The sequence below is a fragment of the Marinobacter sp. MA genome (genome assembly GCF_048298425.1).
Classification (GTDB): Bacteria; Pseudomonadota; Gammaproteobacteria; order Pseudomonadales; family Oleiphilaceae; genus Marinobacter; species Marinobacter salsuginis.
In genome coordinates this window covers 65,078-77,526 of record NZ_CP103059.1, presented here as the reverse complement: position 1 = coordinate 77,526, position 12,449 = coordinate 65,078, and the positions used below count along the sequence as shown (strand labels likewise).

Genomic DNA, 12,449 nt, shown 5'->3' with positions numbered 1-12,449 from the left:
GGGTAGGCAGTATTTCAACGCGCTGGGTCACACGGTTGCCTGACAAGCAGCGGGCGCTTCATCACGAGTTGGTAAACGAGGGGAGAAACTCCTTGGTAGCGCATTTGGATATCGAGAAATTGCAGCCGATGATTTTTCTAAAGCCAGGAAATCTCAACGACCACATCATAAATTGGTGCATATGCCCAATTAATCAAAATTCGATTTACGATCTACGGGCTTTAGTAACGGCTGCACAAGAGTTTTGTTACCAACAGCAGCAAAGAATCCGGCCGAACATCAGTGACTCTATTATCAGCTACCGGCCATAACAATGCGCCTCACACGGAAGGCCTTTTCTGCACTTCGCGTTAGGCTCTGGGACACAAATTCAGACAATCAGGGAATCCGACCATGCACTATATGATGCTCGATACCTGCGTCCTGCTAGATATAGCTACGCGGAAAGCGGATCTACCTATCGTGTCCGCGCTTGAGGAGCTGGTTTCGGCAGGTAGTCTAAGGCTTGTTGTCCCGGATCTGGTCGTAACTGAGTTCGAAAGAAATAAGGATAACGTCGCGGAGAAAACCCGGCGGCGGTTATCTCAAGAGTTTAAGCAAGTAAGAGGTGTCGTCGAGGAATTCGGCGGCAACAACAAAACTTATGCGATAGAAGTATTGAACGAGGTTGGCTCCAGATTGCCGCTCCTTTCCGAGGCCAACTACGCAACCATATCCCGGGTTGAACGCCTGATAGAAACTTCGTTGAAGGTGCAAACGACAGATGCTGCCAAGCTCGCAGCTGTCGCCAGGGGGCTCGACAAGCGGGCTCCTTTCCATATCAGCAAAAATTCCACTGCAGACGCCATAATCATTGAGCTGTTCGCTGAGTTTGTTGCAGGCAAACGTTCGAGCGGTGATTCATTTTTGTTCGTCACGCATAACCACCACGACTTTTCCTCAAAGGACCACCGAGAGCCCCATCAAGATTTCTCTAGCATCTTTTCTGAAGCAAATATTCGCTATTTCAGCACCGCATCCTCTGCGATCAAGTCCCTAGACGATGGCATTCTTGATGATGTTCAGTTTGAGTATGACCTCACGGAGGAAACACGTAGCCTCCAGGAGATCTTATCTGCCATGGACGAGCTGGTCGATAAGGTATGGTATAACCGGCACTGGAACAGGCTTTATCAAATAGAAAGAGGTGATATAAAAATCATACCTGATGTTGAGAAGAGGTACGGGAATGGCGTGATCCACGAGAGTATATGGAAGGGCGCCCGTGAATCAGCTGCTAAGGTTGCTGCGAAGTACGAGGATACGGGGCCTTGGGATGACTTCGAGTGGGGAATGCTCAACGGAAAGCTATCAGCACTCCGCTGGGTCTTGGGTGACGACTGGGATATGTTAGACACCTGAAGCAGCCGCTCTTCGGGCAGCGGCAGGCATATCTTCATGGAATAGAGAATGGCGCGAGCTCAGACTTGAAGAGCTACGGTCAGCAGTATGCCTAACCAATGGCGGCAGCCGAAGGCTACGTAGCGGCTGACCTTTATCGTTAGCGAGGATCTATGGCAGAGGGAATCTCTGGGAACATAATTGACCTGATAGTGTTTCTCCTTCCGGGGTTCGTGTGTGCGTGGGTGTTCTATGGGTTGACTTCTCATCCCAAGCCCCACCAATTTGAGCGAATTATTCAAGCTCTGATATTTACATTCATTGTCCGAGCCAACCTTATCGGTGCCGAATGGTTATTCGCTGCCATCGGAGATAGCTTATTCAGTATTGGTCAATGGGATGATTCCGCCGAGGCAGTTGTCTCCTTGGTAATGGCTCTTGTCCTCGGGGCAATATTTGCCTATCTGGTAAATGCGGATGTACTTCACCGCTATCTACGTAAGTTAAAGCTGACGACCCGAACGTCTCATCCCTCTGAATGGTTCTATGTTTTTTCGGAAAAGGTGACTTTCGTTATCCTGAACCTAAAAGACGGTAGAAGACTTTATGGCTGGCCCAAAGAGTGGCCCCTAGAGCCGGATAAAGGCCAGTTTTACATAATGCTTCCAGCTTGGATTCTTGAAGATGGTAGCCAATTAGATCTCCCGGAACTGGACGGAGTGCTTATAAGGGCTGATGATGTTAAATGGGTAGAGTTCCTGAGGTTTGAGGAGAAAACCAATGACGAATAGACGCAAAGGGTCAAACCCACCACCACCCTCAAGTGGTAGAGGTAAAGAGCAAGCTAATACCAACCCTCCGCCGACGAATGTAAGGCCAACTCCGCCTTCGAATCCGCCGCCTCCTAAGAATGACTCAGGTCGCTAACAACTGGTTATTGTCAGGCGCGCCGTAGCTGGGCTCCTGCACGAAGCAAATCCACACGTTAGCAATTTTGAAAGGAACCTATGAATACGGAGCAAAAATGGGTTGGCGCTGAGTCTTCCGTCGCCAACGCAAGTTCTCTACTAGAAACATCTAGGGATGCCTTAGCTGCCGGGAGGTACGGAGTTTCAGCGGCACTTGCGGTACTCAGCTCAGAGGAGAGTGCAAAAGCATTTGGCCTCGCCGTGAGCGCTGTAGATCCAGATTTCGAGCACCGACCATTCGAAACCTATTCTAAAAGTCATAAGAAAAAACAGGGCATGGCTGCTGCACTAACAGTCGGAATGCAGCTAGCGGAAGCAATGCATGCCTTTAAGGAACAAATCGAGGTACTCGTTATAAAAAATGACGAAGATCAGGGCGGATTTGTCTACGAGAAATTGATGGAAGCTATAGAGAGTGCTATGGCGCAGGAGGAGCCACCAACTATTATCCGTAATATGAAAGAAGTAGATGAGTGGTATCGCTCTGCTGACTCAATTAAGCAGGCGGGCTTTTATGTCGCCTTTGATCAAGGCCGGTGGCACACACCACAATCCGTGAGCAAAGAAGTGACGTCCAAGCACGTAAACTTTGCGGAAAAACTATATTCATCCGCGGTTAGCATATGCTCGCGGGGGCTTCGGGACCAATTTGTTGAGGCGGCGAAGTCTTACCGATCGAGCATCCCGCACTAACCAATACAGGCACGGCGACACCCTTTTCATTGCGCCTTTGGCTCCAATCCATGGGCCCGCATGCTGCAAGCGTTATCCGCACTGAATTTATCGCAGAGCATTAATTTTCGTTAACGGTGTCAGTGGGCACAGTTACGAATGTGAAAATCTTCGTTAAAAAAACTGATACTGTTAATGGGGACTCAGGTTTTAGGAGGTTTCGCGATGGAAGTTGGCAAAACTTACAACGTTGTCTTTGCAACAGGTCGCTATGAAATTGAGTATGAAAACGGAGTTACCTGCATAAAGGTAACTCCGCAATCATATCGAGTAGAAAGAGCTGACGGCTCCACCAGATTGGTGAAACAGGATTTAATCATGAGCCTAGAGGAAATAGTTGCGCCCGCATAACCATGCAAAGTAGTCCATGGTGCACTTCCCCCACTTCAATAGACGCGCATGGATAACTCCTGGACCACGCTGCGCCCAATACAACTGGCGTTATGCATGTGGAAAAGCGCCTAAACACTCCAACATAATAGGAAAAGTATGGCACGCCCGAATGAGATCAAAATCCCAAAAGGTGACGGATCAACGGCCCCAGACAGTGTTGGCTCCTTTGAAACACTGTCTGACATAGAGTCTCTTGTAATAGTTGGAGCAAATGGTTCAGGTAAAAGTCGATTTGGGTATGCAATAGAAAAAGCAAATAGGAATCACTGTCGCATTCAACGCATCGCAGCCCAACGAGCGCTTGAAGTGCCGGAATCGGTGACTCCAACTGTATCGGAGAACGCTCTGAACGAATGGTATTACGGACGTAAGGACGGAAGTAATGAGGATCTGCGTGACCGAACAAGATGGAACCAGAAACCGGTAACAGGTCTTCTGAATGATTACGAGCGACTTATGCGACTTGTTTTCGCAAAGACGCATGACCGAAACCACGAATTCACAAGATCTCATCTCGATGGGAATCCTTTAGATAAACCACCAGAATCTCCGTCTGATATTGTTGAGCGCGTATGGTCTATGGTTTTCCCTCACCGGAAACTGGTTTTCGATTCAGGGAAAGTGTTGGCATCCGATAAAGGTAGAGACTATAACGCTGCAGAAATGAGTGACGGTGAAAGGGTGGCGCTTTACTTGATGGCTAGTGCTTTTGTAGCGCCGACCGACTCAGTGATTGTTATTGATGAGCCGGAGATCCATCTGCATCGAGCAATAAGGGATACACTATTCGACTATATCGAAGCAGAGCGTGCCGATTGCTTGTTTATCTATCTCACCCATGATGTGGACTTTGCGACCACTAGGCCCGTCTCGAAAAAGTTATGGCTAAAAGAGTTCACCGGGAATGGCTGGCATTGGGAAGAACTTGAAGAAACCGAAGGGTTACCTGTTGCATTAGTGGCAGAGTTGCTTGGTAGCCGTAGGCCAGTACTGTTTGTCGAAGGTGATAATAACAGCTTGGACTACTTGATATATTCGGCTGTTTACCCTGGCCGCTATGTCGTTTCAGTTGGGAGCTGCGAACGAGTGATCCAGTTCACAAAAGCTATTAACAACTCTCCCCAGCTCCATCATTTGAGCGCGGTTGGGATTGTAGATAGGGATAGAAGGCCAGACGATGAGGTCCAAGTACTTGTCGAGCGAGGTGTTCATGTACTGGAAGTGGCAGAAGTGGAGAACCTAATTTTAACGCCAGGCGTGTTAATAGAAGTGGCTAAAAAACTGGGATTCGATGAAGAGAAAATATCAGAAACACAGGATCTCGTTTTTCAACGTTTAGAGGCTGAGAAAGAAAAGCAAATTGGCGAGAGAGCACTCCATTCCACGAGAATAAAGCTTCTAAGTTATTTTGATGAAAAAGCAAGCTCCGAGTCAGACCTTAACGAAATTGTGGGGAATCTCCCTTCAGATATTGGCATACAAGATATTTTGCGCGAATCTCGGGAAGCTATAGAGACGGCAATATCAAATAGAGATTACGGATTGGCCCTGCGAATTTTCAACTCGAAAGGGTTGTCAAGTCACGCCTCACATTCAGTGTTTGGGTTGGCCAAGATCGGAAGAGAAGACGGCCTGACCAACTTCGTTAGAAGGCATTTACACTCCAATAAAGAATCCGAAATTGTAGATGCTTTCAAAAACCTTCTCCCTGCGCTTGCTCCATAGTGGGGGGAAGCAATGCATACAATGCCGTGCACTGGATGCAGAAAAAAACTCTTCTTCGCGTAGTTTTTCAGGTAGGAACGTATGAAGCTTTGTGAAATGTGCAAAAGCGAAGCTGTTCTCCAGAGCTCTCACGCTATTCCAGACACCATCTTCAAGAGAATATTGAGAGAAAATAGCGGCAAACTCATCGTTGTACCAGGTGTTGGCAGCACACCTGTGCATTATTCGAACGACACGTGGGACACTGAGCAGCTCTGTAAACGTTGTGAAGGGCTGCTCAATACAAACTATGAGAACTACTCAATAAGGGTTTTACGCGGGAAGGTTGGAGTTGTAAAAAAGCACGCTAGTGGTGTGACCTTTGAAGATGTTGAAACACGAAAGGTCGTGAGCTTCTTCATTTCGATATTTTGGAGAGCCGCAAACTCAAAGCATGAATCGTACTCGAAGGTTTACATTCCTGAACCTTGGAACGATCAAATCAGGGCTATGCTGGCTGCGGATGAATTGGTTCCCCGAAACTTGGCAACAGTAAAGATATCCAGATTATTTGACAGCACTAAAAAGAACGGATTTACCCAGCAAAATTTGAAGTCGATGCTCGTAAGTCCTTTCCCACGTCGATATCGTCGAGGCTGTTATTCTTTTTGCTTTATTTTGGAAGGTTTTTTCATAGAAATTTTATCCCTGGCTTAAGGGCCAAGCCGAGGAGAGCGCGGGGAGTCCTGTCAAATCGCTCAAAATTTATAATGGCCCCCTTCTTAAATATCTTTGATGTTCCTGAACTTCAGGAGTGCTTGGTGGAAGGATATAAAAAGTATATTGAAGGCTCGGTAACGTTCAGAAGTTAACAAGGTGTGGTACTCGCATGCCCTCGTCTGCGCTTTTCTGCGCCAAGAACACATCGGTACGCTTCAGTGTTATCTGAAAATGTGAATGTTCGCTTTGCGACCTTCGCGACCGTCAGAGTTTTAGACTGTGCTAATTTTTCAGGCCCGCGAAAACTGCCCTCAGTAGAGGACGAGATCATGAGCATCGGAGGAGTTCATTTTTTGTGAGAGCATTCGTGTAACTCCTCAGGCTACACACCTGCTTTTCATGCGACTCGAAGAATTAATCGGGTTTTGCGCTCAGCTTTATTTGATCAGCTGATTTATGAGTTTATTGCCGTGAGTAAAACAGTTAATGCGGTCTTCTGGCTAGAGCGGCATCACGGCATTTGTGGTTGCAGGGACGCCCTCGGCCCCAAGGCGTTGCCACGGCAAGCCCTGAACCAAGGCGTATAACTGTTACTCGGTCAGGCGCAGTTGCTCACCGCGCCAGGTTTCGCCCCAGTGGAGTTTGCCCCGGTTCAGCCGGTGGGCACACATCTAGTACCAAGACCATCGTGGACCAGCACTTTAATCCGGTTGCCTCGTTTGTTGGCGAACAGGTAGGCGCAGTGGGGCCTGCCTTAACCAAACACCTGGATGACTCGCGCCAGAGCCATGTCCGGCCCCACGATTCACTGGAAGATCTGACGCCATGGGAATATCTGGCGAAACACCAACGGGCGGAAAACTCTAATCAGCGGTGCAACTAAAACAGGGATGTTTACAATCAACGGGTTTTTCAAATAGTAGCTTGCCGCTCCATCGCCCGGATTCGACGTGTTGTGCAACCTGATAGAAAATCACCTCAATCAATTTTCTGACAGCGATTGAAGCGGGGCGGTTGCCTGGAGTAGCTATCGCCAGCGAACGGTAGAGTTCGGGCTTAACGATAGGGACGGCAACAATCTCTCCGCGTTCCACCATTTCACTGACAGTGGCAGAGGATAAAATGGTATAACCGAGCTGTTGCTTTATCATCTCGCTTAGAAGCGGCCACGCACTGACCTCAAAGGCCAGGTCGATTTTTTTGTGCCTTTGCATCGCTTCCTTTTCCATTCGCGCTCTCAAGCCATGTTTTTCTTCGGGTAGGATCAGCGGTAGATTGAGAACTTCGTCAAGATTCACCGTATTCCGTTTCGAGATTTCGGTGTCCGGCGGAGCAATCAAGAAAAAACGCTCGTCAATCAGTGGGATATGGCGCAAGTTCTTATGCTTGCTTTGATCATAAGTGATCACCAAATCCAGCTTTTGCTGAGAAACCATTTGCTGCAGCGTGCCGCTCATGGCTGATCTCACTGCGAGATTTACACGTGGATAAAGTGTGCGGAACTGTTTGACGATCATCGTTGCCAATTCGTTGGAGATCGTTGGAAGCAATCCCAGCTTCACCTGACCGGTTACGGTCCCAGAGACTGCCGCCACATCTGTTTGAAGCTGTTCTGTATCCTTAAGCAGGCCTTTGGCGCGTTCATAAAGAACTTCTCCCGCGGTCGTCAGCAAAACACCCCGCCCATGGCGAACAAACAGCTCAGCATCCAGGGCTTCTTCAAGCAATCTAATTTGGCGGCTTAAGGCCGGTTGTGCAATGAATAGCGCCTCCGAGGCACGACTGAAACTACCTCTCTTGGCAATGGTAAGAAAGCTGTTCAGTTGGCGAAGATCAATCTTGAGGTTGGAAGCCATACAGTCTTGACCATTTATTGTTAGATGCCGTATCCCGCTGATTGCGGTCCGTCCTTTAAGCTATACCAACGGTTACTAGGAAATATAGAAAAAAACGATACTGGTTACGTTTCAAACAAGGTCATTAAAAAGGATAATGGAAACATTGGTTTATGCGTTATCTGTTCTGGTTTGGTCTTTGTCGCGGCGTTTGGCTTTTTTGATCTTTGTCATTTTTATTCAATTAGCGGACAAATTGCTTCAAGACGCTATCAAGTAGCCCTTGCATCATTTGCAGTATTGTGACGACGAAAGGTCAGGGTTGTAGCAATCGTTCGAATCAGCCCGCGCGGATTCTTTGAGGGTCGCGCTACCCCTTTCAGACGTACTCGCCATCGACGTGAAGAGTAGCTCAACCAAGCAAAGCAGGAATGTGAGTGCTTTGGTCTACTGGAGCACGTTGTTGCTGGCGCGAGACAAGCGCTTGTCGGGCGGGAGGAGAACCAAAAACAAGACGGAGAAGCAATATGTACCCCAATCTCAAGATGTACATCGGCGGTCAGTTCGTGGACGGACATGGTGAATCCAGCCAGTCGGTCATGAATCCCTCCAATAATGAGGTTCTGGCCACGCTACCTTATGCAAGTGAGAGTGACCTGGACCGGGCGCTGGAATCGTCGGAACAAGCCTTTCGTTTGTGGAAGAAGGAACCCGCCGTGGAGCGTTCTCGGATTTTACGGAAGGTGGCCGAGCTTATTCGAGAAAGAGCAGAGAACACGGGGCGGGTACTCACGCTGGAACAAGGGAAGCCGGTTCGCGAAGCCATTGGCGAGGTCTTGTCCTGTGCTGAGCATGCTGAATGGCACGCGGAGGAATGCCGCAGAATATATGGTCGTGTCATTCCTTCACGAAAATCGAATGTACAACAAACTGCACTCAAGGAACCGATAGGAGTGTGCGTTGCTTTTTCGCCGTGGAATTTCCCTTTCAGTCAGGCTTTCCGCAAAGTTGTCGCTGCCATTGGCGCTGGCTGTACGGTTATTCTTAAAGGGTCAAGTGACACCCCTGCCTCCGTAATGTTGATGGCACAAATATTCCATGATGCAGGTTTGCCAAAGGGCGTTTTTAACGTCGTATCTGGTGACTCTGGCATGATTTCCGAGTACTTGATCAGGTCGCCGATTGTTCAGAAGATCAGCTTTACCGGCTCTACGCCGGTCGGTCGGAAGCTGGCGTCACTTGCCGGAGCTAATATGAAACGTTGCACCATGGAGCTTGGCGGTCATGCGCCGGTCATTGTTTGTGACGACGCAGATATCGACAAAGCCGTTAAAGACCTGGTCGGATTCAAGTTTCGGAACGCGGGGCAGATTTGTATCTGTCCGACGAGGTTCTTTGTTCAGCGGAATATCTACAACGATTTTGTCTCCAGGTTTTCGGAAGAGGTAAAGACAATCAAAGTAGGATGTGGGTCCGATGACTCCACAACGATGGGGCCTCTGGCCCAATCTCGTCGGGTCGCGGAGATGCAGAAGTTCGTTGACGACGCTTGTCAGAAGGGCGGTGTGTTGGTGACGGGCGGTGAGACGCCGTCTGGCGCGGGAAACTTTTATCCACCAACGGTTCTCAAAGATGTTCCTGATGATGCGATGTTCATGAATGATGAACCTTTTGGCCCAATTGCAGGTTTTGTGCCGTTCGACAGCATCACCGAAGTGCTGGAACGAGCTAACCAGTTGTCCTTCGGGTTGGCTGCCTATGCGTACACCTCATCTGTTAGCAATGCCCATCGTATTACCAATGGCCTGGAAGCCGGTATGGTCTCTGTGAACCACATAGGGCTGGCGTTGGCGGAAACTCCCTTTGGGGGCGTCAAGGAAAGCGGCTATGGTAGGGAAGGTGGCAGTGAGACCTTTGATAGTTATCTGGCTACCAAGTTTGTGACTCAGATGAGCTGATGTCGGTTGAGAGCCAAGAGTAAGAGTTTGCTTTGAGTTAAATGGTTATAAACTTAATTTTATCTTCGGGTCTTTCGATCAAAAATAAAAAGGAGACCGTTCATGGCCAGCAGCTTGTTAGCACCAAATGACATTCTAAATGTTATACCTGGGCAGGTAATCTGTGAGGGTACTGTAGAAAATACGCTAAAAAATCGGCTTTCGATGAGAAACTATCGGTTCGATAAAACTGAAGTTTATATCCCTGAAATGCGGGATTACATGCTGGTCAGGTGGGAGTCTCCGCCTGAAAATCTTGGTTTCTTCCATTCGGGTAAGTGGGCAGATCAGGATGCTCGTACCGATAGCGTGACAATTCTGGCGCGTGGAGAGCCATCTCGATGGTTCTGGACAAATGATATTCAGGTCTCACACGTTTATGTCTCCGAGTCTGCGATAAAAAAAGTCGCTAATGATCTCTTTGAGAAAGATGTTGACAGTTTGAATATCGATCATAGAGCTGTTTCTCAGGATGCCACACTGGCTGAGTTGATGAAGTCATACGAACGGGAGTGCCTGGGTGAAAGTCTCGGTGGTCAACTGTATGCAGATACCATTGAGACTCAGATATGTATCCATCTGATTAGGGAGTATTCTCAATGCAAGCTTCGTGAAATTCAGATTGATCGAAGTATGCCTGTTTCAAAACAAAAAACGATTGAAGAATATATTGCTGAAAACCTTGATCAATGTATAAGTATCGATGATTTAGCGGAAATCTCAGGATTTAGCAATTCGTACTTTATTCGTCTGTTCAGAAATGCGTTTGGTATGCCTCCACACGCCTATATTCTTCAGCGTAGGCTAGAAATGGCGAAGGCGATGCTTGAGTCGCCGATGGATATACCAATCAAGGTTATTGCAATGGAGTGTGGTTTTTCCGATCAGAGCCATCTAACGCGTCTGTTCAAGAACAAATTTTCTACAACGCCTAACAGGTATAGGAATAAGACGAAACTAACCAAATTTTGTTGAACTGCTGATCAAGATATTTGCCTTAGATGCCCGACCCTCTGCTTGCAGAGTGAGTCGGGCATTGTTTTGATGCCTGGCTGATTTTTCCGGCACAACCCAACTCCCATACGGTCTTCCCCGATCCTGTAGTTGCAAGGGGTTTTCAACCAGAATTGCGATGCAGCAATTTCGGTGTCTATGCTAGTTATAATCTTTGCTCGAAATCTAAAAAAATGTTTTGGTCCCATTTAATAAAATTTATTTTTTATGTTCTGGTTCAAAAAATTAATAAATACATTCAATATTCCAAAGGTCTATATCAGGATCATTTGATTTGGTTTTATAAAAAATCAACAAAGGAAAAGCCAGATGATCCAGAAAAAAATAAACAAGAGTATTGCTGATAAATTTGAGAAACAAACGAATCGTAACCATTTTAAGGTGGTGAAATCAAAACTGTCGTGTGCAATTCTATTGGCGACAGCATCCCTCCCAGCATTTTCTGAAAGCATCACAGTGGGCGACACTAACCTTACGCTGTATGGTTACGCAAAGCTTGACCTCATCTATGATTTCGATTCGCCTCTTGGTATTTCGATTCTCCACCAGAATATCAGGCTTGACGATACAAGTGGCCCCGATGGTCATTTTGACGCGCACGCCCTAGAGTCCAGGATCGGCATTTCAACCGTTACTCCTACCGAACTGGGAAATATCGAGACCCGGGTTGAAGGCGATTTTTATGGGCCCGGCGGGACCTTTCGACTCCGGCAGGGGTACGGTACATGGAATGGCATTCTTGCAGGTCAAACCGAAACGAACTTTTCGACGTTTCTTGGTTACACGCCGAGCATTGATTTCACCGGTCAGGTCGGACAAACAAATCTGGACCGTCAGGCGCAGATTCGTTACTCAACAGGGGGGCTCTCTATAGCTTTAGAGGAAGCTGACAAGCAAGGAGGCCTAGCCTATGAAACGGAAGAGACCGTCGAAATCAAGAGTACCCTTCCAGATCTGACTCTCAGATATGACGATGCTCTGGGCGGTCTGAACTATTCCTTAGGGGCCGTGTTGCGGCAGTTGACTGTTTATGATGCCGCTGCTGACCGGGAAGAAGACGAATTCGGTTATGGTGTCACCTTCTCGGGAAAAATGCCCGTTTCATCAAGGGTGAGCCTGCAAGGTGCAGTAGTCTACGGAGAGGGTGTTGGTGGTTACCTGTGGTTAAACCCGGCTGCGCCGGCCTACTATGACCCTGTTGCTGGCGAACTCGAAGCTATTGAAGCCGTTGGCGGTACTCTTGGGATATCCGTGGCTGTTGGTCCTGGTTTAGCAAACCTGGCCTATGGTGTGTCGGAAGCTGATCTGGATGACATAAGAAATGTCGACGTTAGCAATGAGGGCGAACAAAATACGAGCCTTTATTTGAACTACCTGTGGTCGCCCATCGAGAGTGTCGATTACGGGATTGAAGTGAGCCACCATACTCGAGAATTGGTTGGGGGGCGTGAAGGGAAGGCGACACGTCTTCAGGCGATGGCCAAATACACTTTCTGAACATTGACTTAAGCGTTGTTGTGCCTTTGGTTGCCCCGACTCTCAGTCGGGGCCTTTTTCTGTATGGATCAGTGTCGTTTTTTATGTCCCATAAGGAGCAGGATCAGGTTTCGAATAAATTTAATTCCAGTAAAGTTCAGCCAATTGATCTGCTGCCTCGATAACTCCGACAAGTCCGTTCCATTTTTCTATCAGTTCGGACATCTTGT

Annotated in this window: 10 protein-coding genes; 9 read left to right on the top strand and 1 reads right to left on the bottom strand. The window is 47.8% G+C overall.

Annotated elements, in window-relative coordinates:
- Positions 1-393 precede the first annotated feature (393 nt).
- The 6 genes from NUW46_RS20120 to NUW46_RS20095 all read left to right on the top strand — a co-directional run bounded on the left by NUW46_RS20120 (position 394) and on the right by NUW46_RS20095 (position 5,894).
- The gene (locus NUW46_RS20120) at positions 394-1,401 is read left to right on the top strand and encodes a PIN domain-containing protein (RefSeq protein WP_418142102.1); all 1,008 of its coding nucleotides are present in this window, start codon (positions 394-396) and stop codon (positions 1,399-1,401) included.
- A 152-nt stretch (positions 1,402-1,553) separates the two neighbouring features.
- A complete protein-coding gene (locus NUW46_RS20115; protein WP_418142101.1) occupies positions 1,554-2,171 on the top strand; it encodes a DUF6338 family protein in 618 nt (205 codons plus the stop codon).
- Positions 2,172-2,387: 216 nt separating this feature from the next.
- Entirely contained in the window at positions 2,388-3,041 is a 654-nt protein-coding gene (locus tag NUW46_RS20110) for an AbiV family abortive infection protein (protein WP_418142100.1), read from the top strand.
- A 204-nt stretch (positions 3,042-3,245) separates the two neighbouring features.
- The gene (locus NUW46_RS20105) at positions 3,246-3,431 is read left to right on the top strand and encodes a hypothetical protein (RefSeq protein WP_418142099.1); all 186 of its coding nucleotides are present in this window, start codon (positions 3,246-3,248) and stop codon (positions 3,429-3,431) included.
- A 138-nt stretch (positions 3,432-3,569) separates the two neighbouring features.
- Positions 3,570-5,198 (top strand): AAA family ATPase, encoded by a 1,629-nt coding sequence (locus NUW46_RS20100; protein ID WP_418142098.1) that lies wholly within the window; start codon positions 3,570-3,572, stop codon positions 5,196-5,198.
- 81 nt (positions 5,199-5,279) lie between these two features.
- Positions 5,280-5,894, top strand: a complete 615-nt coding sequence (locus tag NUW46_RS20095) for a hypothetical protein (RefSeq protein WP_418142097.1) — start codon at positions 5,280-5,282, stop codon at positions 5,892-5,894.
- 866 nt (positions 5,895-6,760) lie between these two features.
- Here NUW46_RS20095 and NUW46_RS20090 read toward each other — a convergent pair.
- A complete protein-coding gene (locus NUW46_RS20090; RefSeq protein WP_069183786.1) occupies positions 6,761-7,753 on the bottom strand; it encodes a LysR family transcriptional regulator in 993 nt (330 codons plus the stop codon).
- Between the two features lie 506 nt (positions 7,754-8,259).
- On the opposite strand from NUW46_RS20090, the gene NUW46_RS20085 reads away from it, so the two are divergent.
- The 3 genes from NUW46_RS20085 to NUW46_RS20075 all read left to right on the top strand — a co-directional run bounded on the left by NUW46_RS20085 (position 8,260) and on the right by NUW46_RS20075 (position 12,240).
- A complete protein-coding gene (locus NUW46_RS20085) occupies positions 8,260-9,690 on the top strand; it encodes an NAD-dependent succinate-semialdehyde dehydrogenase (RefSeq protein WP_069183787.1) in 1,431 nt (476 codons plus the stop codon).
- Between the two features lie 102 nt (positions 9,691-9,792).
- Positions 9,793-10,704, top strand: a complete 912-nt coding sequence (locus NUW46_RS20080) for a helix-turn-helix domain-containing protein (RefSeq protein WP_069183788.1) — start codon at positions 9,793-9,795, stop codon at positions 10,702-10,704.
- A gap of 348 nt (positions 10,705-11,052) precedes the next feature.
- Positions 11,053-12,240 (top strand): DcaP family trimeric outer membrane transporter, encoded by a 1,188-nt coding sequence (locus tag NUW46_RS20075; RefSeq protein WP_069183789.1) that lies wholly within the window; start codon positions 11,053-11,055, stop codon positions 12,238-12,240.
- Positions 12,241-12,449: the final 209 nt, after the last annotated feature.